This is a genomic window from Kineosporia babensis (genome assembly GCF_021129305.1).
Lineage (GTDB): Bacteria > Actinomycetota > Actinomycetes > Actinomycetales > Kineosporiaceae > Kineosporia > Kineosporia babensis.
Map to the genome: position 1 here is coordinate 1 of NZ_JAJOMB010000011.1, position 26826 is coordinate 26826.

Here is a 26826-nt window from a genome sequence, read left to right on the forward strand (position 1 = left end):
ATGCCCCTCGGTCACGGACTCAGAGGTGAACAAACGGTCAGACACGGCACTCCTAGTGCTGTTGGCGGGCTGCGACAAGACCTAGCCCACGCTGGGAATTGTCATCGGAATACTTAGCTTTCCAGCGGGTTCTGCAACATGTCGTCTACTCACGAGTCCTCGGCCGAACGTACGGTCGGGCCTTCCGATCCCGCCCCCCATGCACCTTCGGTGCGAAGAGATGGGGCCACCGTTTCATCGACGGTGGCCCCATCATTCTTCCCCTCCGTCAGACCATTAAGGCCGCCGTACCGACCCAGTCCCGGTCGGATCGGTGTTGTTCACCGGGTCACTCCCGGCGTAGGTGTACCGATTGCTTCCCTCATTGGGATAGCCGACGCTCTCGTTGATGTACCTCTGGAGCGCGAAGTTATGGTAGCGGGACCTGTTGTACTGCAGACCATTCCCATCGCTCTGGAGCCCGGTGAAGTAGAACGAGTTGTTGCTCGAACCGCTGGCCGTTGCCTTGCCGAACGGGTCGTACGTGTAGCTCACTGTCACTGTGCCCGACGGGTCGGCCAGGGAAACCGTCGAACCGAGCCGATCGGTCATGAACGAACGGATGACATTCCCGGTGGTCGTCCGCGTGTAGATCTCGTCCGGGCCCAGACCAGCCAGAAGGCTGGAGAAGACCGCAGCTCCGCGACGCTCCTGCAAGACGTTCTGGCCGTCGTAAAGGAACGCGGTCAACGGGTCGGCGCCGACCTTCTTGCTAGCCCGACGCCCCACCGCATCGTAGGTGTACGGGCTAGCCCCAGCCTGCGTCAGCTGCCCCCGCGCGTTCCACGTGTAGGCCAGGGTCCCATCATTCGTCAGCTGCCCGTTGGCGTCATACGTCAACGACTTCGCCCCCAGCTGCGTCAACTGGTTGTTCGCGTTGTACTCCGCCCCCGACCAGTTCGCCGGCAGGTTCACCTTCGCCGCGCTGCCGTCCGCCGTCAGCGTCCGCCCAGCATCGTCGTACGTGTACAGCAGATCGCCCTTGTTCGTCGTCCCGACGCTGTGGTTGATCTTCGTAACCTGCGATGCCGCATCGTAAGTCAGCGTGCGCTTCAGGTTGCCCGGCATCGTCACCGAGGTCCGTCGGTCCGCGTCGTCCCAGGTGAAGGCCACGGTCTGCTCGGCCCGCACAAGAGAGGTCATACGGTCGGCGTCGTCGTACGTATAGCTGGTCGCGGCCTGGTTGGGCGCGGTCATGCCGGTGCGCCGGTCGGCCAGGTCGTACGTGTAGCCCACGGTTCCGACCGAGCCGGCCTCCGAGGACAGCCGGTCCAAGGCGTCGTAGGTGTAGTCGATGGTGCCGCCCACACTGTCCACCAACTTCGTCAGCCGGTCACCGGCGTCCCAAGTTTTGCTCGAAGTGCTCTCGTAGGTGGTGGTTCCGCCGCTGGTGGTGGCCTTGTAGCCGGTCATCAGCGAGCGCCCGAGCACGTCGTAGGTCTGCGTGGTGGTCTGGCCCTTGCGGTCTACCGTCGCGGCGAGGTCTCCCCCGCTGTTGTACGTGTAGTTCTCGGTGTTGCCCAGGGCGTCGGTCCAGGACAGAGGACGGTTCAGGCCGTCGTAGGTGCTGGTCTCCACCTGTCCGAGGGGGTTGGTTCGGGTGAGGGCGTTGCCCACTGCGTCGTAGGCGGTGGTGGTGGCGTTGCCGGCGGCGTCGGTGACCTTGGTGGGCCAGTCCATGGCGTTGTAGGTGGTGCTGGTGCGCCTTCCAGTGGCGTCGGTGGTGCGCGTGAGGCGACCGGCCGCGTCCCAGAGCAGGGTTCGGGTGCGCTCCAGCGGGTCGCTGACCGCTACGGGCTTGCCGTCGAGGTAGCTGACGGTGGTGGCGTTGCCCAGGGCGTCGGTCTTGCGTACTGGGAAGCCTTCGGAGAATTCGGTTGTGCTGGTGTGGCCGAGCGGGTCGGTTTTGGTCTCCAGGCCGTCGTCGTAGGTGAAGGTGGTGGTCTTGTTCAGAGCGTTCTTGATCGAGGCGACGCGGCTGAACATGGGCTCGTAGGTGTAGGTGACCTTTTGGGCGGTCGACGTGCCGGTGGCCTTGGTGGTGGTGAGCAGGTTGCCCTTGGCGTCGTAGGTGTTGGTGGTGCGGCGGCTCAGCGGGGCGAGCAGCTGGAGCACGCGGTTGGTGTTGGCGTCGCGGGTGTAGGTGGTGGCCTGGGCCAGTGGGGTGCCGAAGGCCTTGGTGTCGGTGAGCGGGTAGCCCGAGGCGTTGAAGGTGACCCGGCGTTTGGCGCCGCGTGGGTCGGTGACCGTGGTGGTGACGATCCGGAGATTGTCCGGGTTGGTCACGTACTCGAACTTGTAGTCGCTGTCGTCGGCCAGTTGCCGCCGGGTCAGGCGGTTCTCGCCGTTGTAGGTGTAGCGGTCGGTGATCACGTTGACCGCGTTCTTGACCGAGGCGATCTGGTTACAGGTCGTCCACCAGTCGGTGCACTCGTTCCAGGTGTAGGTGGTGGCCTTGCCCGCGGCGTTGGTGAACTTGGTCAGCCGGGCGTTCGGGTCGTAGTCGTACTTGACCGTGCGGCTGGTGTTGTCTTTGGCCTGGCCGATGCACTGGTATCCGCTGCCGCAGGACTTGTAGGTGAACTGGATCCAGCGGTTGTTCGGCGAGGTGATCTTGTAGGCCCGACCGTTGTAGTAGTCGCGCTCCACGGTCAGGGTGTTGCCGTGGCGGTCGGTCTGGGCGGTGAGATAGCCGTGGTAGTAACCGAAGTACCAGACTCGGCCGTCCTTGAAGGTGATCGTGTAGCCGTTCGGGTAGCCACCGCCGAAGACCGCGCCCTGGAGGTCGCTGGGGGTGTTCTTGGCCCGGTACTGCCCGTCGGGGTCCGCCGTGAAGGTCACGGTTAAGCCGGACGGGAAGCCGACCTGGTAGTAACCGTTCCCGTTCCAGCCGGCCCAGATGTTGAGCTTGTTGCCCTGGGCCAGTCCGAAGTCCCGGTAGCTACTGTCGCCCTGGTGGTAGTGCCGGTTCAGGGCGGCGTCGCTCACGTCCGACACCGAGAGGTCGGTGCCCAGATTGTCGAGCACCCCGTAGGCGAGGTTGACGCCGTCGACCGTGCGCAGCTCGTCTTCTTGGAATGGTTCACCGGCACAGCCCTGGTTCTGCGTATCGCAGCCAGGACCGGCCTGGGCGGTGGAGAGCTCGAAAAGTTTGGACGAGGTGTCCCAGTTGGTGCCTCTGCCAGCCGAAGTGGTTTCCACCGATGCGAGACCGGGCTGCAGCGTCCAGCCCATCGGGGTACCGCCGGTGGGTGGCACCGGCTGCTTCGAGGGATCGATCTTGACCAGGGACAGCGAGCGCACCGGTTTGCCATCCAGGCCGGTGAGTTTCGTGCCAGCCGGGATCTTGAGATTCAGGTTGGGCAGGTCGGAGCTGCTCAGAGCGAGCTCTCCGGTGATCTTGGCAGGTGCGCTGAACCGCTTGCCGCGCTCCACCAGGGTCAGCCAGTTCACCCCGGGCAGGGCGGTGGCCTCGCCCTTCTCCAGCTTGATCGGCTGCTGGTACGAGCCGTAGTCGCCGCCCGTCGCCGCGTGGGCGTTGATGGTCAGCGTGGTCTGCTCCGGGTCCAGACCGGTGAGCAGGAACCGGCCGTCAGCACCGGTTTTGGCCTGCTTCGAGCCAACCGAGTAGATCACACCAGCCAGAGGACGTCCGTCCGGCGTCTTGGCGGCGCCGGTCACCGCGGTCTGTCCCTTGGGTGCGGTCAAGGGCTGGTAGCCCCGGTCGGCCTTGGGCAGCGATGCCAGCGAGTTGCGCGGAACGGTGTGCTCGGTCTTTCCGGGCGGGACTGCTGCGGTGGGTTCCCGGTCTTGCTGGGCTGCAGCCTTTTTGGCTGCGCTCGGGAAGACCGGCGAACCGATCGTGAGGAGGTTGCCCACTGCGTCGTAGGTGTACTTCTTGGTGGCGCCGGTTGCGTCGGCGACGGTTTGCAGCCGGCCCAGGGCGTCGTAGGTGTAGGTCACCTTGGGCACGGCGGCGGTGGCCGGGGCGGCCAGGCTGGCGCCCAGGGGCAGGGCCAGGGTCAGCGACAGCGCGCCGACCAGGCCTGCCTTGCTTGGCGAAGCGTTCTTTTTCATGGTCATCGTCCGCTCGTGTAGTGGGCCGACACCTGGGCGGCGGTCAGGACGGTTCCGAAGATGGCGACTTCGTCGATGCCGCCAGAGAAGCCTGTATTTCCTTCGTGATCGGATCCGACGAAGAGCCGGTTGTCGACGTTCGCGGTACGCAGGCGCGTCGAGAAGGTCTGCGCGCCCAACGATGCCCCGTCGAGGTAGGCCGTCACCGATGTTCCGTTGTAGGTCACCACCACGTGATGCCAGGCCCCGTCGACCAGGTCTTTCCCGGTGGCGAACGTAAGGGCGTTGTAGTAGCTGTCCACGGTGAGATTGCTCCCTGACACTCCGATGGCGAAGGCCCTGCCGGTCTCCGAGTCGCCCCAGGCCACGTCCCACCGATGGTTGCCGTCGGTACGCTTGACCCAGTACTCGACGCTGCGGGCACCGGTGCCCTTGGGCAGATCCGGCACCACGCTTCGGCCGATCGGCGTGCTGTTGTTACCCGAGGCCGAAGTGTCAGGGTCGTTCCGGACCGCGCCTGCGACGCCCAAAGTCGTTCCGTAGTAGGGAATGAGCTGAGATCCCTTGCCCGAGGAGTCAGCCAGCGAAGGACTACCGGTCGAGTCGCCCAGCCGGTAGTAGGCCAGCGGGTTCAGCGCCTGCACCTGCGTGACGTAGGTGCTGGTGCCGCCGGTCGGAGTGGCCGTCACGCCGGTACCGGACGGGCCGGAGCCGAACTCGTTGTTGGCCGTGACCTTCACCGTGTGGGCGCTGCCGCCGGGCAGGCCGCTGATGACAGTCGACCGAATGTTGCCGGCAACGGTTTTCGCGTTCACCACGCCACCGCTGCGTACGGCCGTGATCGTGTATGAGGTAGCGGCATCCGCTCCGGGGGCCGTTGCCCACGTGACCGTCACCCGGTTGGCTCCCCCGGTCGCGGCGACCGACGGGACCGTGCCGGGCACGGATCGTCCACTGTTGTCGAAGTGAGCCTTGATCCGGGCTGCCGAGAGACTTGCCGAGTACACCGCAACCTCGTCGAGGTCACCGTGAACGCCGGGGTAGTTCTCGTGGCGGGAACCGATCCAGAGCAGGTCGTCGTCGGTGGTGGTGTACAGCGGCTCGGTGAGTTCCTTGGTACCGAGCGACTGGCCGTCCAGGTACGCGGTGATGCTCGTGCCGTCGTACGTGGTGGCGAAGTGGTGCCAGGCGTTCTGCAGCGATCGGCCGGCCGGGAACTTCAACTCCCGGGCACCGACGTTCACCACTACCGATTCACCGACATACCCCAGTGAGAATCCGCGGTCGCGACTGTTGGAGCCGTAGCCGATCAGGTACGAGTCGTCCGTGGTGCCGGGCCGGGCCCAACCCTCCAGGGTGCGCGCTGCGTCTCCACCGGGCAGATCCCGCACCGTGGAGCGAGCAACTTCGTAGTTCCAGGTGGTGCTGGCCGAGGCGTCGTCGTCTCCGCGCAGCGCCCCCGCGCCACCGAAGGACGCCCACGAGCCGGCTGTCCCGGACTGGGAACCGGTGATTGAGCGACCGGAAGAGTCGGCAAGACCGGCGGAACCGGTTGCCTCGCTGAGCCGGTAGTAGGCCTTGGGCGCATCGGTGAGCACTTCGGCCGCGTAGGTCGTAGCCGCGCCGGTCGGCCTGATCACGGTCGACACTGCGGCCGGGCCCTCGCCCAGGCTGTTCGCCGCGCGCACCTGGATGGTGTAGTCGACGGCGCCGGGCAGGCCGGTGAGCAGCGTGTTGGTCGTGCCCGGAGCGACGATCACCGAGTTCAGCGGTGTCGATCCCCGAAACGCGGTAACCCGGTAGCGGGTGGGCGTGTCACCGGTGGTCGGCGCCTCCCACGTCACGGCCGCGCCGTTCTCCCGGGCAGAAGCGCTGATCAGGCTCACCACGCCGGGAACGGCATGTCCTGAGGCGTTCACCCGGGCTTCCACCTGAGCCGCGGTCAGCGCGGTCGGGTAGATGGCGACCTCGTCCAGACCGCCGTAGTGCTGGCTGTTGCCGGTGCTGTCCGCACCCAGCCAGAGCTTGGAGTTGGCCGTGCTGGTGAGTTCCGGGTCGGTGAAGGCTTCGCTGCCCAGGCTCACACCGTCCAGGTAGGCGGTGACCTCGTGGGTGGTGGAGTCGTAGGTAGCCGTGATCAGGTGCCAGTTGTTGTCGGAGATGGACTTCTCGACGACGTCCGTGGAGAAGTTCTGGGTCTGGCCGTTGCCGCGCACCAGCACCGCGTTGGGGCGAACCCCCACGCTGAAGCCGCGCTCGGAGTCGCCGCCCCAGCCGACCAGCCAGCGCTCGCTGGTGTCGGTCAGCTTCACCCACGCCTCAGCCGTGCGAGAACCGTTGCCCTTGGGCAGAGACGCGACCAACCCCGACGCCGTGACGCCGCAGCAGGCTGCGGCGGTGTCCGCGTCCTCCCCAATGGCGCCCGTCTCGCCCAGCGCAGACGAGTGGCGGCGCAGGTTGGCGCCGCGGCCGGAAGAGTCGGCGAGGTAGGTGTTCGTGTTCGACGGCTCGCCCAGGCGGTAGTACGCGGAGGGCGAGTTCGACAGAACGGTAGACGCGTACGTGCTGGTGGTGCCGGTCGGTGTCACGGCCGCGCTGGCTCGGGCGGCGCCGAAACCGTAGGCGTTCGCGGCGGAGACCTGCACGGTGTACGGCGACGCCCCGACCAGGCCGGTGAGGGTGGTCGACGTGGTGCCGGCCGGAACGACCTTGGCGTTGACCGGCGTCGTACCCCGGAATGCCTTCACCAGGTAGTCGGTGACCGCATCAGGGGTAGCTGTCGGAGCCGTCCAGGAGACCGCGGCCCCGTTCGGACGAGCCGACGCCGTGACCGTGCCGACCTGACCCGGACGCGGGTGCCCGCCCGTTGTGAACTGGGCCGAGACCTGGGCAGCAGTGAGAGCGGTGCTGAACACAGCAACTTCGTCCAGGCCGCCGTACGCCGGGTAGTAGTTCTGCGGCGCGCTACCGACCCACAGCCGCTTGTCTCCCCCGATGTCGCGCGGGGTGCCGAATGTGCGGGTGCCCAGGCTGACGCCGTCAAGGTAGGCGGTGATGTTCTGCCCGGTGACGGTGTAGGCCACGTGGTGCCAGGCGCCATCGGTCAGCGAGCGGTTGGTCGGGAACTGCACCCGGCCCTCGCCGATGTCAGCCACCAGCAAGGCGTCGCCGTAGCCGAAGCTGATGCCGTTGCCGGCGCCGTTCGCGCCCCATCCGGCCACCCAGCGGTAGTTGTACGAGTCAGACGGCTTGATCCACGCCCCCACGCTCAACGGCGCATCTCCCTGGGGAAGCCGGCTGACCGGCGCGTTGCCCAGAGGGTTGCCATTCGCATTGGCTCCGCGGTCGGGTGCCGCGAGCACGCCGTTACCGCCGATGCCGGGGTTGGTGAGCACCAGCTGCTGGGCGTTGTTCGCCGAGTACGCCGAACTGTCGGCCGCCGACGTCACGCCGGTCTCCTCGCCCAGGCGGTAGTAGGCGATCGGTGAGTTGGCAAGCACCGAACCGGAGTGGGTGGTTGCGCTACCAGTAACAGTGGACGCCGGTGAGGTCAGCCGCGCGCTGTCGCCGTAGAGGCTGCTTGCCTGCACGGCCACGGTGTAGGCGGTGCCACCGGGAAGGTCACCGATGGTGGCGGTGGTGACGTCGCCAGCCACGATGATCGAGTTGACCGGCGTTGTGCCCTTGTACGCGGTCACGGTGTACCGGGTGGGTGTGTCTCCCGAGGTCGGCTCCGGCCAGGTGGCCGTGATCCGGTTGGCGCCCGGCGTCACGCTGACATCGCCGCTCAGCACCGGCGGCTGGTGACCGCTGGCGGCCAGGTGGGCCTGAACCTGGGTGGCGCTCAGCGCCTTGTCGTAGACGGCGACCTCGTCGAGCGCGCCGTACCAGCGGTAGTCACCGTTCAGGTTGCTGCCGACCCATAGCCCGCTGGAGTCCAGCGTGCGCAGTGCGGTCAGCGCTACCGAGCCCAGTGACGTGCCGTCGATGTAAACCGTGGCCTTGGAGCCGTTGTAGCTGAGCACCAGGTGGTGCCAGGAACCGTCGGTCAGAACCTTCTTGCCCTTGAACCGGACGCTTGAGGCGCTGTCCTGCAGCAGGACGTCCTTGCCTTCGACCGCAACGCCGAACTCACGCCGCGACTCCCGGGTGCCCCACGACGCCACGTAGTGAAAGCCGTCGGTGGCCGGGCGAACCCAGGCCTCCAGCGAGCGGGCCGAGTTGCCTGCCGGAGTGCGGGCCGGGCTCCATCCCGCTCCGCGGGGAGAGTCAACGGTGTTGACGGCGCCGTCGCTGTCGCCGACGAGCGCGCCATCCGCCACGGCCTTGCGCTCGGCGCGGTACTGCAGCTGGTTGTTGCGAACGGACGAGTCTCCGCCCAGGCTGACGCCGTTCGGCTCACCGAGGCGGTAGTAGGCCACCGGTGAATCCGCGCGCACCGTGCTGGAGTACGTCGTTGCCGCACCCTCGACCGTGGCCGACGACGGCGATGTGGCTGCCGTGCCCAGGCCGTAGGTGTTCACCGGGCGCACCGTGGCGGAGTAGGCACTGTCCCCCGCCAGACCTGTGATCCGGGCCGAGGTCTTCGTTCCGGCGACCACCGTCTGCGCCTGTGTAACACCTTCCGGGTTCTGCGCAGTGACCAGGTAGCTGCTGGCCGGCGGCTTCGAGGCAGTGGTCGGCAGCGACCAGCTCACCACCGCCTCGTTGTCGCTGGCGGCGGCAATGCTCACCCGACTGGCCGGGTTCGGACGTGACCAGCCAGAGGCCGCGAAGTGCGACGAGACCTCGGTGCTGGTGAGCTCCTTGCTGTACACGGCCACTTCGTCCAGGCCGCCGTACCAGGGGTAGTGGTAACCGTAGTCGCCCAGCCTGAGGGTGTTGTCGTCCACCCGGGTCGCGATCGGCTGATCGAGCGTGCGGCTGCCCAGGAGCTGACCGTCGAGGTAAGCCGTGACCTTGTCGCCCGAGGCCGTCACCGCCAAGTGATGCCAGACCCCGTCGTCCAGGGCCCGCGGCGCGGGAAACCAGGCCTCGTTCGACCAGGTACCCACGTTGATCCAGTTCGGATGAGCGGCCACGTGGAAATCCCGGTAGGTGTTGTGCGTACCCCACTGGGCAATGGTCCGGTAGTTGTTGTCGCGCGGCTTGAACCATGCCTCCACCGACCGCGCGTTGTCCTCATCCGGCAGCGTCAGACTGGAACGCCCCAGCTCCGAACCGTTCGCGTTGGCCGACTTGTCCGTGTCGTTCGCCAGTGCTCCCGCCTGCGAACGCTCCTGCCCGGTGTAGCCGTAGCGCAGGGTGGCTGCCGTAGCCGACGAGTCCGCGCCTACTTCCAGCGACTCAGCTTCTCCAAGTCGGTAGTAGGCGCTCGGTGCGCTCGCCAGCACGCTGGAGGCGTACGTTGTGGCCGCACCGGCCACCGTCACGGCCGCGCTAGTGCGTACGGCCCCGTTGCCACAGGTGCTGACCGCCCGCACTCTCACCGTCCAACCAGTCCCGGCAGCAACACCGGTCAGCGTTGCGGTGGTCGCATCCGCAGCAACCGCAACGGCTGGTCCGGCCGTCGTCCCCTTGTAGGCCTGGGCGATGTAGCCCTGGATGGAGGTTCCGTTGTCGGCGGCCGCCCCGAAAGTCGTCTTGAGTTGGTTGCTTCCCGGCGAGGTAGCTGTGGCCGATGCCGGTGCTCCCGGCACGTCGCAGTCGGCTGCCTGCGCGGTACCGGCCACGGCGCTCAGCCCACCTACGGCGAGCGCTCCAGCGACCAGTCGGGCAAACCATCTTGCCCCGGCCCGTCTTTGGACATGGCGAAGCGATGGACGCAATGACATGACAATCCCCCGTAACCCCGCCTTTTTGCAGGGCTCTTCGATCGTTCGATGATCTGCGGACGGCCGCACCGTTCCCCCGCGGCGCGACTTAGCAAGATGAGAGCGCTTCTGCAGCGCTCAGCCGAAATCCCCCTGCGCTGCCGACATCTCAGATCGTGCGGCAGCGCGGCCTGAGCATAGCTAACTCACAGCAGCCGGGGTCGGGCTGTTCATTCGAAAGAAACTCATCCGAGCGGTGGAGCCTCCGCCCACCAGAGGTGCGATATCGCAAGTCGCCGAGATAGACACCTGTCGAGGAAATTCAGGGGATGACCAGACGATGGGCGATCATGTCCCGATGCCGTCCCCGGAACGCTCGCCCGCGGTCAAGCGAGGGCCGCCTGCCCGTAACAACTCTGGGCCGCTACGGTCCCTCCCGCACGCGAGTATCCGCCTTATCGAAAAACGGGAGCTCTCACGCGTCTGCCTCCCAAGGCCCTGGCCGCCTCGACAGGCCTTTCGGTAGGCCTACTTGTCGTGTCCGCTACACCGACCGCTGCGCTTACCCGAATCGCACTTCAGTATCGCCCTTCAGCCGAGGGCATTGATCGCCAGATCCAATATCTCGAGCGTGTTCTCGCGAGGCGCGATCTGCTCTATCTCCCAGAAGTGGTTGAGATAAGTCAGCGGCGTCGACGGCCCTCGTTCTTCTGCGTCGCTTTCGCTGATGATCATCTGGCCTCCGGGATGTTCCAGGTACAGGACGTTTTCGTCCTCGTCCGCCTCGAACTCGAAGATCACATAAGGCGCGCGCATGTGCGGGTACAGGCCGCGGTCGAAGGTGACTACGCGAACCGTCACGTGCTCCTCCTGTGCCGCTTCCATAATCCGGCGAAGCTGCCTGCGCATGAGCGGAACGCCCCCGACCTGACGCCGCACGATCGCTTCGTCGATGATGAAGTGCAGCTTCGGAGGGTTCGGCCGGACCAGCAACTCCTGCCGCTGCATGCGCAGGTCGACCAGAGAGTCGATGCGACCCTTCGGATCGATGACCTGCAGTACCGCCCGAGCATATTCCTCGGTCTGCAACAGCCCAGGAACCAAGGTGGGTTCAAAGTTCCGGATGATTGCTGCCGAGGACTCGAGCCCGACGAAGTTCAGGTATTCGGAGGTAGCCTCGCCTCGCCAGGCTGCCCATGGCGTCGGTCCACGCGCCGCTCGGGACACCTCCATGATCTCTTCGGCCCGCGATGCCTCCACACCGTAGAAGCTCAGGAGCATCCGCAGATCGTTGGTGCTGACCCGGACCGACCCGCTCTCGATTCTGATCAGCTTTGAAATTGACCAGTCCATGGCCTGCACAACCTCCCTCTGGGTACGCTGTGCAGCTTCGCGGGCACGACGCAACTGGTTGCGCAGTCTCCGCCGGTGGATAAACGGATCAGGACTCACCGGATCCTCAGTCACCCTCGTCACCTCGCCAAGGTCACGCAGTCGCCTTTCGGCGGCGCACAGCCACACCCCGTATGCCGTGCATGCTTGTTTCGCAGGATATGAGACGGATACCAGGGCGGGAATGCACTCGATCTGCCACCTGGAGAACGGGAACATTGACGTCCGATGGTGCCAGGACGAAACCGCAAAAAATTTAGGTAGTAAAATGCAACCGTTGCAAAATTACACGGCTATCGATCTTGCCAGAAACTGACCCCGTCAGACTCAGGGCGAGGCAGGCGGCTGTCGACGAGTCAGCACAGGTAGCCCGGCGGCTGCCCTGGTCCGCAAATGCTCATTTTGGGTTTATCCTGAAAACTCGGGCGGGCCGATAGGTCCGGCGGATCTCGGGACTCACGGAGGAGCCAGTTGATGGAACGCGAAAAAATTTGGCATAAGAGCACTTTCAGCGCAGAAGAGAACTGCGTCGAAGTCCTGGTGGAGCCCGAACGCGTCCTGGTGCGCCATACCCGAGACCGCCTTGGCCCGGTACTGAGCTTCAGCACCGCCGAGTGGCAAGCATTCCTCCAAGGGGTGAAAGCAGACCAATTCGAAGTTTCCTGAACCAGCCGTCCCACCTACGGAGTAACTGCCGACAGTTGCAATCTGCAACGTTTCAGCTCAGGACCAGGCGTTCCGTCTAGACCATCAGGCCCTGGCACCCTTTGACTACTTGCCGAGCGATTCGCGCTTTTCCAGTTACTCCAGAAAAGCAAGTAGCCACGAAGAGAAGAGTCACCTTGCATCGGCCAGGCATCCCGGTAGCGGGTCGCTCATATCCGGTTGACGTTATCTGGCAAGGTTTTTCGCCTCATCTATTATCAATTCGTGGGTAAGAAGAACATCCCCCAGCAAGGGGACAGCTCATCTGTCCGATCCAACGCGGCACGAGCTCTGCGCTGGCTGTCCCAGCAACTCGTGCACAAGGACGGCGGCCTCTTGGCAACCGTTCGTGGCCTGCTCGTTGCCGGTCTGCTCGCTGCTGCGGCCAAGTTCGTGCCGCAGGCCTACCTACCTGACGATATCTGGCAGGCATCGACATATTTGTTGATCTTTGTACTCGTGGTGATGGGGTTAGTGCTGATAGTTCGCCGCAGGAACTCGGTGCCGACCAAGACAGCACCACCGAGCACCGACAATTCCGGTGAAACTCCTGCGGAGCTTCCGGCAACCCTGAGGCCCTACGAACCGGCCGGGCCTTCCACAGAAGGCGGGGCGTCCACACGGAACGTCCTTGACCTGCATGTACATATCCATGTGGACACGCGCGGGCCTGACGACGAGCCGTAGCTGCGGAAGCTCTGCCCCGAGAGCCTGCGCTCCTGCAGGCCGGGTCGAGGTTGGAAAGGCCATGCTGGTGGTGCCAGCGGCCGACGAGGTCCTGGGGTGGGCGATTGCTGCTCAACCCGATCTCCGCGAGCAGGTCACCGAAGCTTTCGAGTTTTAGGTGTCGGCGGCGCCCGTCTGATCGCCGCGACTGAACCGAGTACCTGGCACGTATTCGTCTGGGATGCCCGCATGGTTGCTCTGCTGCGCGCAGCACGCGAAAGCTAACATAGGTGGTGGGCTTCCAACGGCTGGAAGCCCACCACCTATGTCACTCCTGGATCAGAGTGTTCCGACCTGGTCCGCCATCCAGCACGTCGGCACCCGGACCACCGTGCAGCCAGTCGTCACCGGCTTCACCGTTCAGGCTGTCGTCTCCGGCCTCGCCGTGCAGCACGTCGTCGCGGGCGCCGCCGTAGATGACGTCGTTCCCGTCGCCCCCGCGCAGACTGTCGCGACCGTTGCCGCCCAGCAGGTGATCGGCATCGGCTTCGCCTGACACCTGGTCATGGCCGTTACCTCCGTCGATCCGGTCCTGACCGGCACCGCCGCGCAGGAAGTCGTCGCCGGTGTCGCCGACGATCGTGTCGTTACCGGCAGCGCCTAGGATCGTGTCGTCGCCGGACCCGCCGTACAGGGAGTCGTTGCCGTCGCCTCCGTCGATGACGTCGTCGCCCTTTTCGCCCTCCACCCGGTCGTTACCGGCACCGGCACAGATCACGTCGTCACCGGCACCGCCCCGGATCACCTCGTCGGCCGAAGTTCCCACGATCACATCGGCTTTTTTGGTGCCCTGGATGACACCGCTTCCGTCACCGATGATCGTGGCCGCCAGGCCCTGGCAAGAAGTTGCCGGAGGGGTGGCCTTGACGATCGTGATGTTCGTGGTCGTCTCGGCCCACGCGCCATCGTCGTCGGTGACCCGCAACTTGACCGCAAACGTCCCTGGCTTTTTGTACTCGTGCTGGATCTTGGCTCCCTTCGCGGTCGATCCGTCTCCGAAGTTCCAGTCGTAGGTGGCGATCGTGCCGTCGCTGTCGCTGGAGGTGCTGGCATCGAAGGCAAGGGTGGCCGGTGCCACTGTTTCGCCGGCGAACGAGAATGCCGCTGTGGGTGGCTCGTTCGCTGGAGGCTCGGCCGCCTTGACCGTGACCTGGGTAGAGGCACTGGCCTTGAGCCCAGCGTCATCGGTGACGTTCAGCTTGACTGTGTAGGTGCCGGACTTGGCGTAGGTGTGCTGGACCTTAGCTCCCTGCGCGGTCTTCCCATCGCCGAAGTCCCATTCGTACAGCTGGATCTGGCCACCGTCGGCGGTTGAGCCGCTTCCGTCGACCACGATCTTGAGCGGTTCTTGGTTGTCCACCGCCAAATTGAGGACGGCCGTGGGCGCCTGCCGCTGAACGGTGACGGTGGACGATGTGGTTGCGGTGAGCCCGCTGTTGTCCCGCACCGTCAGATTCACCTGATAGGAACCTGGTGCCTGGTACTCGTGCTCCGGGGTCGCTCCCGTAGCCGTGCTGCCGTCGCCGAAGTTCCATTCGTAGGCAGCGATCGAGCCGTCCGGATCGAAGGAGCTCGAACCGTCGAACTTGTACTTCCTGGGCTGGTTCTCGTCCGGCACCACAGCCGTGAACGACGCACTCGGTGCCTGAGGCTCGGGCTCCGGCGCGTCCTGGGTGGAGGCAACTGCTGCAGCCCGGGCGAAAGCGGCCACATCGTCACTCTCGGCGCGCAGCTGAGCGGCCGAATCGTTCAGGGCCGTGGTCAGGCTCTTGTCCACCGGCGCCTCGGTAATCGGCGTGGAGAGGTTGCCGCGGGCGTCCACGATTTCGGCGTCGCTCCAGCCGAGAGCCTTCAGCTGATCGATCTCCCGCTGAGTGAAACCGTTCTCGCGCACCCGCTTGCGGATCGCATCGATGTTGTCGCGCTCGGCCTGGGTGAACAGAGTCTGGTTGAACACCGACTCGGTCGCCAACTGGTTCGACCAGGCCTGCTGGGCGGCGGCCGACCGGTCCAGTTCGGCGGCCAACTCGAGCCGTACTCGCGGATCGCTGCGGCCTGGCGCACCTGCCCGGCGACGTTGTTGTCCAGCACGGCTCCCTGGTAGCGCTCGTAGGCCACCAGCACGGCCCGGCCGAGTGAGCGCTGCCGGTCCATCGAGATGCCCAGCGCCTTCAGGTTCGGGTCGGCGATCTCGGGGAAGGTGCTGTACTCCGGCTTCTGCACGTTCTGGTAGTCGTGGCGCGGCGGGTCCTTGACGATGTCGTCGAACATTCGCTGCACGCCGCAGGAGACGTGGGTCAGGATGGTCCAGGCCCGATCCTGGGAGCTGTCGAAGGTGCCGTACTCCAGTTGCCCGGAGAATTCGAGGTCCTCGTTGGCCACCAGGACGGCGCCGACCCTGACGTAGTTACGGCCCACGGCATCGGCCGGGTCACGCAGCAGACGGCCGACGCCCTTCCTGATCGCGCCGACCCCAGGTGATCCGGCGAAGTCCACGGCGGTCAGGGCGGCACAGGTCAGGGTAGTGCCCAGGCGCAGGCGGGCCGACGACTGCTTGAACGCGGCCGCCGCCTCGGCACCGATCCGCGGGTCACAGCCGCTCTCGATCACGCACGGCTCCACCGTGAACGGCTCACTGAGCTTGGCAGAGCCGCCGCCTTCACCGTCGCTGGTCTCGTGCTCAGTGACCATCAGCCGGTAGGTGCCGGGAACCAGGCTCGGGCCCTCGATCAGGGTGTACACCGTGCCGACCCCGATCACGTAGTTGGGCGTGCTCCAGTCGACCTTCCGTTTGGAGCAGGTGTTCTCGCTGTCCTCCTCGGCCAGCGGCGCGTCCGGGACCACGCAGATGTCGCCGCCCTCGAGGTCCGAGGTCATGTAGGCGAACAGGGCATCAGCAGTGGTGAATCGGTTCTCCGGAAGACCGTCCTCGTCAGCCGGTATGGGGTTGTATAGGTGGGCCTGCGCGGATGGCGCAAACACCACCAGTCCGAGAACGACCACGAGGCCGGACAGCAGTCCGGCGATGGTGGTCACTGAACGTCGGTGCCGAACTTTCATTGGATCCCCCGATCCAGGCGGGAACGGGTGGCGGCCCGAGAAGGCCGCCACCCGTTCGTCATTGGTTCAGAAAGTGCTGCTGGATCACTCCTGGATCAGCGTGTTGTGTCCTGGTCCCCCGTCCAGCACGTCTTCGCCCAGGCCACCGTGCAGCCAGTCGTCGTCCTCCTCGCCGCGCAGCACGTCGTCACCGTCGTCGCCGTAAAGGACGTCGTCGTCGAGGCCACCGAGGATCTGGTCGTTGCCGGCCCCACCGTGCAGGTCGTCACGTCCGTCCCGGCCCCACAACAGGTCGTTGCCGGCGTCACCGGACAGCTGGTCGCGCCCGGCGCCACCGTCCAGCTTGTCCATGCCGTCGGCGCCCCGCAGCACGTCGTTGCCGGCTTCGCCGTGGATGGTGTCGTCGCCCGAACCGCCGGTGATGTTGTCGCGGCCGTCGCCACCGTAGATGGTGTCGTTGCCAGCCTCACCGTTGACGGTGTCGTTACCCGCGTCGCCCCGGACGGTGTCGTTGCCGGTTCCGCCGACGATGACGTCACGGCCCTCGCCACCGGCGAAGGTGTCGTTACCGGCGTCGCCGATCAGAGCGTCGTTACCCTTGCCGCCGTCGAAGGTGTCGTTGCCCTCGCCACCGAACAGGGTGTCGTTGCCCTTGTCCCCGATCAGCTTGTCGTCGCCACCGTTACCGCAGATGACGTCGTTGCCGCCGAGGCCGTTGATCGTCTCGGCCGCGGACGAGCCGACGATGACGTCGTCTTTCTTGGTTCCGGTGATCACCGGCTCGCCGTACCCGATGATGGTGGCCGGGCGACCGCCGCAGGTGGCTTCCGAACCCTCAGGAGCCTTCTGCATCCAGAGCACGGTCGCAGTGGCCGTCAGTTCCGAGACCGTGGCCGTGACCGTGGAGTCGCCGTCCTCGCTGGAGGCGAAGCAGAACTTCGCCGAGCCGTCGGCACCGGTGCTCACCGACTTGGTGGTGGCGCCCTTGCCGGTGGCGGCGAAGTCCACGCGGATGCCGTCGAGCTTGGCTCCCGGCTCGCCGGTGAGCTTGCCAGTCACACACGCTTCGGCGCCGGTGATGGCAGTCTGCGTGGCTGGGTCGAGCGCCAGGCCGGTGATCTGGGCGATCGCCCCGATACCGAAACCGCCCGGATAGCCATAGGAGTCGTACGAGTCGAACCCGTACACCAGCACTCCGACCGGAGTACCGCCCGAGATCTTGTGAGCACCCGGCTGAACCGGGACAACGGTGGATGCGTAGGCCGAGCCGTTGCCGATCGGCTTCCAGTCGGCTTCCGGCACCGCCTTACCGTCCACACTGACCTGACCGACCTTGTCGGCCAGAGCGGTGAGGTTGATGTAGTTCTGCGCGAAGCCCTCGCCCGGCGTGGCCACGGTGTACTCGGTTAGGTACTGCTCGTACGGTGGCACCAGCGACATGAACGGGTCCGACACCGTACCGTCCGACCCGGAGCCTTCGGAGAACTGGGCCACCAGCACCGGCTCGTCCGACGTGATCGCCGAAGGAACACCGGTGCGGAACGTGTGAGACTCCCCCGCCTCCAGTTTCACCTGAGTGGGAGCGCCACCGGAGGTGATGGTGAGATCCGTGCCGTTCTTGTCGGCCAGCACCCGCAGAGTGTCGTTGGCCCGGGTGGCCAGCGGTGCGGTCACGTACTTTTTGCCCCACGAGTCCAGGGGTGGCATGGCCTCGACGATGTGGTCGCAGGCCGACACCCCCTCCGGGATGTTGACGCACTGGTGCGCGCCGAACACGGCGACCGGCGCCGAAGCCTTCACCAGCGAACCGGTCAGGTCGCCCGGCGGAGTGACCTGGTACTCCAGCGCCTCCCCCTTCTGCAGGGTGACGGTGGCCGGCTTACCGGCTTCGTAGCTGCTGTTGCCGACGGTCGGGACGAAGGTGACCTTCGTGTCTGCCTGGGTTGCCACCACCGAGAACTCCGAGCCGCCGTGGCCCGGCCCGTAACTCATGATCCGGTAGTCGGTACCGAGTGAGTTCACTGGGATACCGGTGAAAGCGTCGGTGGTGTACTGGGTGCGGTTGAGCCCGTACAGCGCGACGTCTGACGACGACTGCACGTTGATGCCCAGAGCCTGGATGAACGACTGGTTGGGATCTAGCTGGCTCTCCAGTGGGACGTTCACCGACGCCAGGCCGTCTGCCCCGATGCTGAACGTGCTGTTGAATCCGAGCGAGTCGATCTTCACCGTGCCGGTGGCCGGCACCGGTGACGACATGTACAGCGTCAGTTTGCTGGTGTCGTTCGTCTCCAGATTGTGGTCGAAAGCCACCCAGAAGTCCTGCCCGTAGGTGGTGCGTGGAGCTGCCCCGGCCCCACCCCCGCCGAGCATCGCGATGGCCAGGGCCGAGGCCCCGGCCGCCGCCGCGATCCAGAGTGCCCGTCGTCTGCCACGTTTCCCGATTGCCAAGATCTTCCCCTCCGTTGAGTTGACCGCCCAGTTCTAGAGCGGATTCGCCGGCATTCACGGGAATTTTCAAGCAACTCGACGATACGTGGGAGGTTGATCCGACCGTTCAACCCTTCAAATTTCAACCGTTCGATGCGGTAACGCCCCAGGAACACCATTCGGCATGCGGATATTCATCAGATATCGACAAAGAACAGTGCCATCAGATGTGGCCAGATATTCTCAGAGACAGTACTTTTCGCCGTTTCCGCACAGCTCCGATCCGACTACCCCAGCAACACCCCAGAGAACCGCTGCACCCGCCCCAACTGCCCTTCCGAAACCCACGAGCATCCTTGATGGGGCGTCCCGATTGGGCGCTATCCCCCAAAAGACCCGCCGTGGATCCAACTCCCTTGCTACTACGATTGCCATGACCAATTACCGCGCAACCGCTTTGACCACAGCAAGCCTTCTCGTAGCTGCACTCAGTGCCTGCTCCAGCGCCAAGGGAGCAGCCGCCATCGCCGACGACGTGGCCCGAGAATCGGGTGACGTGGTGCGGGTCGCCGACAACGTGTTCAGCCAGAGCGACGATCTGGCCCGAGTCGGTCGCTACCGCCCGGTGCCGAAAACCGTGATACCCGCTCAGCCCGTGGTGGAGCAGCGGATGATCGCCATCCTGCAGACGCACCTGGCCGACCTGCCGGTAGAAGATGCCCAGCAGGTGGTGGCCCTCGCCTGCCAGGCCAAGGACTGGTACGAGGTGGGTCAGGCATCCAGTGCCTCCGACGCGGCCTGGGCCGTCACCGTCAACTACGGCGGCAACCTGACCTTCCGCTATCGGGTGCAGGGGCTGGCCGCCGAACTGCAGAGCCAGAACGGGATGGACGCCGTAGGTGTTTTCGCTGTGTTCGCCATCTGCGAGTTGGCCTGAAGAAGCAGGGCTCGCCGGGCCTGTGCAGACCCGGCGTCCAGTACTGTGCAGCACGAGCATCGGGTGTCGCCAGGTGCGTTTGTCATGCATCGCGCTCACCTGGCTGTGTGCCGTTACGCCCGTCTACCGTTCCGCTGGCCGGTGACTGCACGGCATGCCGGTGGCCGATTGGCTCTTCCTCTCCTGTAGGCCGTTTCGCCTCTCTACTGTTCAGCTGCCTTCGACCGGTTCACCCGATCTTCGGCAACCTCCGTCGCTAGCGTTCGCCCTCGTAGCACTTACTTCGGGGGAGTACGAACTGATGGCCCTCCTGCTTGCCCGGCCACGGGCGTCCGCAATCAAGAGAACCCGGGTGATCAGGGGGCACGCTGGTCGGGGTGTGCGGTGTGGCTCTGGCGCTCAGCGCCACAACCGTCTTCGCCGGGCCCATGTTGCCGGCCAAGCCGCAGCAGGTCGGCACAGCCGCTGCCGAGGGCAGCATCACCGTATACACGGAATCGGTGGCGCAGAGAACGTCATCGCGAGGACAAGAGCTTAGTGAAACCGCTGCCCACACCGCACCGCAAGAACGGTAACCATCGCACCTCCCATGTTCCGCAGGAGATCCACTTCTTCGCAGACGCCGATATTCAGAGCACTCTGCGCCAGTTCCAAGCCTGTCGCGTACAACAGAACGAAGATCAGGACGCGACTGGTGGTTTGCACTGTGAGCGCAAGGAAAAAAGCCAGCGGCATGTACAAGAACACGTTGATCCAGGCCGCCGCATTCCACGACCACTCGATGGACAGATCGAAGCAAGACTGAAAGTTAGCTCCGGAAAATGAACTCGAGAAAGAACGCCCGCCTGCAAGTAAAGTTCCTACGGCCGGGATGCCCAGGCCCAGGACCAACCCGAAGGCCACAACCCGTGCGATGCCTAGTCGACTCGCCATTAGTTGAGACACCACGAGTGCAGCGAGCAGCACCAAGATGAGTGCGCCAAGCGTGAGGGGCTCCTTCAGGAAACCCATCAGGGCTGAACCCATGTGACCTCCGAACGATCAGCCGAACTGGCGCCTGGCCGCACCATTGCACAGCGGCGCGACCAGGCGTCTGCGTCGTGCGACTACGGGTGCACCTTGTCAGCCTTGTCGTTGAAACTGCCTACGTACGAGACGTAGGCGTTCGCCTCCAGCTTGTAGTAGTTCGAAGGCGTGTCAAGGAGTTCGCCGGCCCCGTCGCTCTGCCGATTCCGGTAGGACGAAACCATGTTCACGAAGCCGTAGTTGCTGAGATTTTGCCAGGTCTCATCCCGGAAGATCAGCCGGCGTCCTTCGCCGTTGGCATGCTCGAACAGGCATAGCCAACCGCTCGCACAGTCAGGAACCGCCGAGACGGACCGCTCTGCAGAAGCCAGACCGCGAGCCTGCAGCGCGCGGTCGGCCGCTCGGTTACTGGTGAAGCACTCCGTCTCCGTGCCACCAACCACGACGCACGATGTGGCCTCGCCCCAACCCTTGGTCAGGTCTATGCTCTGAGTCCCGAACTTGGCCATCACCGGCTTGGCAGAGCCACCGGCGGCCGTGTCCGCCTGTGCTGCTCCGGCGACACCCGTCACAGAGATGAAGGTCAACCCGAGTGCGGCGATTCGTCTGTTGCGTTTCTGCTGCTTCACTTTCAACCCCCGTTTGATCGAATACCCACGAAGCGTAGGTACGAACCGGAGGCTAGCAGCAGCTTTAACAGCCGTCCCCGAAACCGCAAATTACATTCGCTCGGTCGACCGATCCCAAATCTGGCCATCCTGGCGATGATTTCCTGGCCGAAAACACCCCTGCCACAGATCTCGCGCTCACCTCGCCGTTTCATTCGAATGACGTCGAATGACAATTTTCTTGAGTCTTCCCTCACTACTCCAAGGTCTGGACTGCCCTGACGTACGTGCGCGACCTGCAAGCGGAGGCAGCCGTCCTACCGCGTGCCCCGACAGCAGGCAGCCGAGACATTGCATGCGGGCGTGTTCCCTACCCACTGGTCGTCGCACTTAAACTGCCTTTTCGGTCCGTTTGGGCGATACCGACGCCGATTCGAGGGCAAGCTCCTCAGCGATTCAGCAATGTTCGTCAGCGCTTCCGTCACAGCGGAGCCAATCGCCCACGGAGACCAACGATTTGAACAGCATTCTCGAGAGCCCCAGCTACTGGGTCCGCAACCACTGGCGCAAGGCCGCGATCGGTGGCTGTGTCCTGGCCGTCGCCACAACCGGTTGGGGCGTGATCTCCCCCAGCGGGCAGACTCATGCCAGCAGCTGGCGCCTGCCCGATGCCCAGTGGGACGGTGCGCCGACGCCGACCATCGCGCCGACAACTCCAGTCACAGTGGAACCCAAGAGCCTGCCGGGCCTGCCGCCTCAGCCGCCCAAGGGGCCAGTGGTGCCAGCTCCGCGTGTGGCCTCCATACCGCAGTCGACCGAACCAAGCGATCCGGCCGTCAAGCCCACACCCGATGAGAAGCCCACTCGCAGCGTGTCATCCACTCCTCCCGAAGCTTCAGCCCCAACTGAACCGAAGGACTCGCCTACAAGCGAGCCCACGCCTACCGAGCCGACCCGGCCGCTGATCGAGGATCCATCCCCCGCTGCCCCTGAGGTATCGAACGACCCAGTACTCGTCGCTGGCCCCGAGCCGCACTTCTACTTCCAGGGCAACGTCAACGTGTTCACGGAAGCCAAGGTCCACTGCGCACTGTTGGACAACGAGTCCGACCTCAGTTACCGCATCACCTCAGTCAGTTTCACACCGCTCGAGGGCGACAGCTTCTCCACGGTCTCACCCACAGCCGAAGACTGCTCGGGGTCCGGCAAATCCGAGCCGGCCGGCCCTTGCACCGAGATCACTCTCGCGCCCGGCTCCTTCTGCGAATTCGCCATCCAGGCACCGTCCCGCGACGGGCACAACCATCGGGCCCGCCTGGTTATCACTGCCGAGGGCATCTGCACCGACCGGAAGTCCGCCGAGTGCGCGCAGATCCCCAGCGACCGCAAGCCCACGGCCCAGAACCCGATCCGCGTGCAGTGGAAGCTGGCCAACCGGACGATCGTGGCCTGCCACGCGGTAGACCGTCCAGCAGACAGGGGCACCTGGCCGGAAGAGGATGCGGGCAAGTGCCCGGAGCCGGAACCTGATTCACATCTCGAGGAGACACCCAGCAAGGAGAGCAAGGACTCCTGAGGGATGCCACTCAACCCGTGACATGGCCCACAGCTTCCAACGCAATCCCCTCGAAACGTCCCGAACCGCCCACTGAAGTCGATCGTCCCTCATTGACACCGCCAGGCCCGGCCACTTGCCTGTGGCTGCGACCAAGCGGATGGGGAAAGCGATGGCAGTTCGAAGGGTTCGGCGCCGTAGGCTGACGGCGGTCGTCACCGTGGCGATGGCGATGCTGCTCCTGGGCGGGTACTTCTGGATCGGCCGGGCGCCCAGGTCTTTGGAGGGGTCGATCGGCGCGGGCACGTACGGGCTGCACATGAACGTGAACGAAGTGGCGACGTGGGGTGGGCTGGACGTCCGGAACACGGGCAGCCGCCCACTGGTGCTGGACAGCCTGACTCTGCATCAGGCCGAAGGGGCAGCCGACGGGGTCAAGTTCCTGCGGATGCAGGTGGTGGCCACGGACAAGCTCGGAGACGGGCCCCGGATCGGGATGAGCGGGAATGCTGGGGCCGACGTGATTCCGGAAGGGTTGCGTTCGCCGCTGGACGGATACGAGTTGCCAGCGAGTTCTGAGGTGTCGGTGTTGATTCAGTACCAGGCGTTGCGGGAAGGCTCTTTTCGGTATGACACGGCGACGTTCGACTATCACGAAGGCAGCCGCACCGGGCAGTTGACCGTGGTGCAGGCCCTGGATGTGTGCGTGCCGGCGGATGCCGAATGCGACCTGCCACGGCTGTGATCAGACCTGCGTCAGGGCCGGGCTCATCAGTTCTTCCAGCGCTTTGATCGACGGGTGATCGGCAGACTCCCCGAGGAGAACACCACAGGCTCCTGCCGCCTGGGCAGCCTGCAGATCGGACAGGTTGTCGCCCACCACCAGGCATTCGGCGGGCTCGACCCGGAGGGTGGTCGCGGCAGCCTGGATCAACCGGGGCGCGGGTTTACGGCAGTCACAGCCGTCCCACGGCGCATGCGGGCAGACCTTCCAGGTGTCGAACACCCCGATCAGGCGCTCGATCCGCATGTTCACGATTTCCATCTGCTCGTAGCTGATCATCCCCCGCCCCACCGCAGACTGGTTCGTGACCACGCCGAGCTTGAGCCCGCTGCGGCGCAGTGCGGCGATGCACGCGGCAGCGCCGGGCATCGGGTCGACCAGATCGGGATCGCCGTTGTAGGGAACATCTTTGACCAGTGTGCCGTCGCGGTCGAACAGCACTGCCTTGACCGAGGGGTAGCGACTCAGCGGATTCACGGCACGGTCTCCAGTTCAGTCTCGTTCCGAGACATCAGGTTACCGGTCGCGGTCAGTTCCTCTCGAGTAATCGGCGTGGTGCCGCGCCGGCCGACCACGATGCCGGCCCCGGCGTTGGCGATCTGGCAGGCCTGCCTCAGGTCGAGGCCTCGGGCCAAGCAGGCGGCGACCACTGCGGCGACGGTGTCGCCTGCACCGGTGACGTCGGCGACCTCGAGCGCCTGGGCGGGCAGGTGGAACTCTGCCGATCGACCGTCGAACAAGGACATTCCCTCGGCACCTCGGGTGACCAGCACGGCACACCCCAAATGGCGGACGAGTCCGAGCGCCTGTTCCTGCAGCGAACCTTTGGGGGTGGCACGGCGCAGTTCGCCGAGGTTCGGCGTGATCAGGGTGGCACCGCGATACCGGCGGTAGTGGGTACCTTTCGGGTCGACGACGATCGGGATCTCGGCCGCTGCGGCCATCCGGATCACCTCGGCGCAGAGGTAGGCGTTGCACAGGCCTTTCGCGTAGTCGGACAAGAGGACGATGTCGGCGGCCTCGATCTGCCGGCGCACCTGGTTGAGGCAGCCGCGGACGAGTTCGGGCCGGACCGTTGCCGGAGGTTCCTGGTCCAGCCGGAGCAGTTGCTGACCACCGGCCAGGATCCGGTGTTTGCTGGTGGTTGGGCCCTCGCCGATCACCACGGCCGAGCAGTCGACGCCGCCGGCGGTGAGCAAGTCGCGCAGGCGCTCCCCCGCCGTATCCGGCCCGACCGCGCCGACCAGAGAAACCGACTCCCCCAGCGCGGCCAGGTTCATGGCCGCATTGCCTGCGCCGCCCGGAGTGTGAGTGCGGTTGCGCTCCAGCACGATCGGGACGGGCGCTTCCGGCGAAAGACGGCTGGCCTCGCCCTCGGTGAAGGTGTCCAGCATCAGGTCACCGACCACCAGTGCCCGGCGGGGCCGCACGTCAGACCACATCCAGGCGCTCGATGAGCTGCGTGCTCGAGAGGTCGATGATGCGGGGCAGGAACTCGACTCGGCCGCCGAACCGCTCCACGATCTCCCGCTCGGGCAGAGCCGCGGCATATTCCGAACCCTTGCAGTGCACATCGGGCTGCAGCTCGGCCAGGGCTGCGGCCGGATCGTCCTGGTCGAAGATGCAGACGTAGTCGACCGGCTCCAGAGCCTGCAGCAGCACCGCGCGCCCGCCCTGCGAGCTGAACGGCCGGCCGGGGCCCTTCACCCGGCGCACCGAGGCGTCCGAGTTGAGCAGCACCACCAGAACGTCGCCCAGCGCTGCTGCCCGCGACAGTGAGTCCAGGTGACCGGCGTGCAGTACGTCGAAACAGCCGTTCGTGGAGACGACCGTCAGACGCTGCTGCCGCCATTCCTCCCGCATCGCGAGCAGTTTCCCCGGCAGGATCGTCGACTCGTCGGCCGGTTCGTCCGCGCTCCCCAGCAAGAGACGTTCGGTGAGGTCACAGACGATGTGCAGCAGCGTCATCTGGCATTCCTGGATCCGCGCGGTCACCACCGAGGGCACCTTGAGCAGCAGATCGCAGTGCCGGTCCAGTGCCGCCGGATGCCGCCCGGTCAGGCCCACGACGAACACGCCTTTCTTCTGGGCGATGCGCGCGGCCTCGACGACGTTCGAGGAGTTGCCGCTGGCGCTGATCGCGAACAGGATGTCGCCCTGTCGCCCGAAAGCCTCTACCTGACGGGCAAAGACTGCGTCGAAACCGAAGTCGTTGCCTACGCCGGTCAGCACACTGGTGTCTGTGCTCAGCGCCAGTACCGGCAGCGGACGGCGGGCCCGATGGAACCGGCCGGTGAACTCGGCGGCGAAGTGCTGGGCGTCGGCCGCCGAGCCACCGTTACCCACCACATAGGCCCGACGCTCGCCGTCCAGGCATTCGGCCAGACGCCTGGACGCCTCGACCACCTGTGGCCCCAAAGCGTCCCGAGCCAGCGTCTTGACCCGCGCAGCCTGACGTAGCGCCTCCCCGACAACAACGTCCACAATTCCCCCTTGCCTCAGGTCGACATTCGTCCATGCCATCAAGATCGGAATATCCGATCCCTGGACGATTATGCCCGAAGCAAAGGGCTGGCCGCGCCAGCCGCTCATCAACCCGACCGCGCTAGCAGAGGGCGCCGGGCCGCACCACGCCCAGCGCCCTGTCTCGTGCAGCGTGGGCACCGGGTGCCATCAGATGCATCTGTTGTGCATCGTGCTCACCTGGTTGCGCGCGGCCGGGCCTGCCTACCGTTCTTGCGGTGGCGGTGGGGCCTTCAGGCTTCGAAAGGACTAGGGCGATGACGGTCGAGCGGTCTTCCGGGCATGCAGCTTCCACGCGTCTGACCTCGTTCATGCGCCGGCTGATCGCTCATCCGTGCGTGCTGGAGGCGCTGCTGACCGGCGGCCACCGACGCAGAAGCACCCAGCCGTACGTCAAGGATCTGGACCTGATCGTGGTGCTGCGCCGTGACTACCCCCGGGAGCAGGCGGTCCGCCTGATCCAGCAGATCGTCTGCTTCGGGGCACTGGGCCGCTCGCTCGACGACCGTCACCGCTACCGCAGCACTCGCGTCACCGGCTACTCGCTGCAGTACGAAGCCCGCGACGACGCCGTGGACCCGCAGGAACGCTTCTACCTGAGCCCTCCCCCGGTGGACGTGATGCCCGCCTACCGCGAAGGCACGCACCTGATGATCCCCGACCGCGACTCCGACCAGTGGATTCCGGCCAATCCCGACTACGCCGACCTAAAACCGTTGGTGACGGCCTGGAGTCGGCGCCACGACCTCGGCCTGACCCCACTTGCGGCGCAGACCATGGCGCTGCGGTACCTGCCGCGTGGCCGCACCGACGGGGTGGATGTGGCGCTGGCCGCGTTCTTCCGCAACGCCGCCGAAAACGCCCTCAGCACCGAAGATCCCCTGGTGCGGGTCTGCCTGCGAGAGACCGCGGACGTGGCGGAACGGGCCGTCGTCACCGATCGGCTCGGCGATCGCTGGGACGCCGAACGGCTGTGGCATGACGTTCTGGGCGAGAGGTTCGGGCCGAACTGGATGTCCGGGGTGCCGGTGGCCATCCCGATCCGGCCCTCGAAGACCGACGAGATGCTGACCGCGGCCTCGAAGTGGCGGGCGCGCAAGAGTCTTGGCCGGGCCAGCATCCGCTCAGCGTTCGGGTAGATCTGGTTCTGG

The 26826-nt window shown here is 65.5% G+C and carries 17 protein-coding genes; 6 read left to right on the plus strand and 11 right to left on the minus strand.

What is annotated here, in order from left to right; genetic code table 11:
* Positions 1 to 276: 276 nt before the first annotated feature.
* The 3 genes from LR394_RS20165 to LR394_RS20175 form a co-directional block, all read right to left on the minus strand.
* Complete coding sequence (locus tag LR394_RS20165) at positions 277 to 4122, minus strand: RHS repeat domain-containing protein (protein WP_231444221.1); 3846 nt, start codon at positions 4120 to 4122, stop codon at positions 277 to 279.
* Entirely contained in the window at positions 4119 to 9848 is a 5730-nt protein-coding gene (locus LR394_RS20170; RefSeq protein WP_231444223.1) for a LamG-like jellyroll fold domain-containing protein, read from the minus strand. The genes LR394_RS20165 and LR394_RS20170 overlap by 4 nt, the downstream gene beginning before the upstream one ends.
* A 672-nt stretch (positions 9849 to 10520) precedes the next feature.
* On the minus strand, positions 10521 to 11396 hold the full coding sequence (locus tag LR394_RS20175; protein ID WP_231444225.1) for a helix-turn-helix domain-containing protein: 876 nt from the start codon (positions 11394 to 11396) through the stop codon (positions 10521 to 10523).
* A 399-nt stretch (positions 11397 to 11795) separates the two neighbouring features.
* Between LR394_RS20175 and LR394_RS20180 the strand changes: the two genes are divergently transcribed.
* Both LR394_RS20180 and LR394_RS20185 read left to right on the plus strand, forming a co-directional pair.
* Positions 11796 to 11987: a DUF397 domain-containing protein gene (locus tag LR394_RS20180; RefSeq protein ID WP_231444227.1), complete on the plus strand. Its 192-nt coding sequence runs from the start codon at positions 11796 to 11798 to the stop codon at positions 11985 to 11987.
* A gap of 264 nt (positions 11988 to 12251) precedes the next feature.
* On the plus strand, positions 12252 to 12713 hold the full coding sequence (locus LR394_RS20185; protein WP_231444229.1) for a hypothetical protein: 462 nt from the start codon (positions 12252 to 12254) through the stop codon (positions 12711 to 12713).
* A 307-nt stretch (positions 12714 to 13020) separates the two neighbouring features.
* On the opposite strand, the gene LR394_RS20190 is transcribed toward LR394_RS20185, so the two are convergent.
* The 3 genes from LR394_RS20190 to LR394_RS20200 all read right to left on the minus strand — a co-directional run bounded on the left by LR394_RS20190 (position 13021) and on the right by LR394_RS20200 (position 18263).
* Complete coding sequence (locus LR394_RS20190) at positions 13021 to 14709, minus strand: PKD domain-containing protein (RefSeq protein WP_331283089.1); 1689 nt, start codon at positions 14707 to 14709, stop codon at positions 13021 to 13023.
* Complete coding sequence (locus tag LR394_RS43070) at positions 14604 to 15788, minus strand: hypothetical protein (protein WP_231444232.1); 1185 nt, start codon at positions 15786 to 15788, stop codon at positions 14604 to 14606. The genes LR394_RS20190 and LR394_RS43070 overlap by 106 nt, the downstream gene beginning before the upstream one ends.
* 108 nt (positions 15789 to 15896) lie before the next feature.
* Positions 15897 to 18263: a hypothetical protein gene (locus LR394_RS20200; protein WP_231444234.1), complete on the minus strand. Its 2367-nt coding sequence runs from the start codon at positions 18261 to 18263 to the stop codon at positions 15897 to 15899.
* 412 nt (positions 18264 to 18675) lie between these two features.
* Here LR394_RS20200 and LR394_RS20205 point away from each other — a divergent pair, with 412 nt between their 5' ends.
* Positions 18676 to 19179 carry a hypothetical protein gene (locus LR394_RS20205; RefSeq protein WP_231444236.1) on the plus strand — a complete coding sequence of 168 codons (504 nt, stop codon included), beginning with the start codon at positions 18676 to 18678 and terminating at the stop codon, positions 19177 to 19179.
* 534 nt (positions 19180 to 19713) lie between these two features.
* Here LR394_RS20205 and LR394_RS20210 read toward each other — a convergent pair.
* Together LR394_RS20210 and LR394_RS20215 are read right to left on the minus strand one after the other, a co-directional pair.
* Positions 19714 to 20205: a VanZ family protein gene (locus tag LR394_RS20210; protein WP_231444238.1), complete on the minus strand. Its 492-nt coding sequence runs from the start codon at positions 20203 to 20205 to the stop codon at positions 19714 to 19716.
* An 80-nt stretch (positions 20206 to 20285) separates the two neighbouring features.
* Complete coding sequence (locus LR394_RS20215) at positions 20286 to 20834, minus strand: peptidase inhibitor family I36 protein (protein WP_231444240.1); 549 nt, start codon at positions 20832 to 20834, stop codon at positions 20286 to 20288.
* 598 nt (positions 20835 to 21432) lie between these two features.
* Between LR394_RS20215 and LR394_RS20220 the strand changes: the two genes are divergently transcribed.
* Both LR394_RS20220 and LR394_RS20225 read left to right on the plus strand, forming a co-directional pair.
* Positions 21433 to 22389 (plus strand): hypothetical protein, encoded by a 957-nt coding sequence (locus tag LR394_RS20220; RefSeq protein WP_231444242.1) that lies wholly within the window; start codon positions 21433 to 21435, stop codon positions 22387 to 22389.
* Between the two features lie 151 nt (positions 22390 to 22540).
* Positions 22541 to 23113, plus strand: a complete 573-nt coding sequence (locus LR394_RS20225; protein WP_231444244.1) for a hypothetical protein — start codon at positions 22541 to 22543, stop codon at positions 23111 to 23113.
* Here LR394_RS20225 and LR394_RS20230 read toward each other — a convergent pair whose 3' ends face one another.
* The 3 genes from LR394_RS20230 to LR394_RS20240 are packed head-to-tail and all read right to left on the minus strand — an operon-like array spanning position 23114 to position 25636.
* Positions 23114 to 23593, minus strand: coding sequence for a D-glycero-alpha-D-manno-heptose-1,7-bisphosphate 7-phosphatase (locus LR394_RS20230; RefSeq protein ID WP_231444246.1), 480 nt, complete (start codon positions 23591 to 23593; stop codon positions 23114 to 23116).
* A gap of 32 nt (positions 23594 to 23625) precedes the next feature.
* The gene (locus LR394_RS20235; RefSeq protein WP_231444248.1) at positions 23626 to 24594 is read right to left on the minus strand and encodes a bifunctional heptose 7-phosphate kinase/heptose 1-phosphate adenyltransferase; all 969 of its coding nucleotides are present in this window, start codon (positions 24592 to 24594) and stop codon (positions 23626 to 23628) included.
* The gene (locus LR394_RS20240; protein WP_231444250.1) at positions 24584 to 25636 is read right to left on the minus strand and encodes an SIS domain-containing protein; all 1053 of its coding nucleotides are present in this window, start codon (positions 25634 to 25636) and stop codon (positions 24584 to 24586) included. The genes LR394_RS20235 and LR394_RS20240 overlap by 11 nt, the downstream gene beginning before the upstream one ends.
* Positions 25637 to 25932: 296 nt before the next feature.
* On the opposite strand from LR394_RS20240, the gene LR394_RS20245 reads away from it, so the two are divergent.
* A complete protein-coding gene (locus LR394_RS20245) occupies positions 25933 to 26814 on the plus strand; it encodes a hypothetical protein (protein ID WP_231444252.1) in 882 nt (293 codons plus the stop codon).
* Positions 26815 to 26826: the final 12 nt, after the last annotated feature.

Coding starts and splice junctions, on each gene's coding strand:
- LR394_RS20225 (WP_231444244.1), top strand. CDS start 22,541: ATGGCAGTTCGAAGGGTTCGGCGCCGTAGGCTGACGGCGGTCGTCACC.
- LR394_RS20210 (WP_231444238.1), bottom strand. CDS start 20,205: ATGGGTTCAGCCCTGATGGGTTTCCTGAAGGAGCCCCTCACGCTTGGC.
- LR394_RS20180 (WP_231444227.1), top strand. CDS start 11,796: ATGGAACGCGAAAAAATTTGGCATAAGAGCACTTTCAGCGCAGAAGAG.
- LR394_RS20165 (WP_231444221.1), bottom strand. CDS start 4,122: ATGACCATGAAAAAGAACGCTTCGCCAAGCAAGGCAGGCCTGGTCGGC.
- LR394_RS20235 (WP_231444248.1), bottom strand. CDS start 24,594: ATGTGGTCTGACGTGCGGCCCCGCCGGGCACTGGTGGTCGGTGACCTG.
- LR394_RS20245 (WP_231444252.1), top strand. CDS start 25,933: ATGACGGTCGAGCGGTCTTCCGGGCATGCAGCTTCCACGCGTCTGACC.
- LR394_RS20205 (WP_231444236.1), top strand. CDS start 18,676: ATGACCAATTACCGCGCAACCGCTTTGACCACAGCAAGCCTTCTCGTA.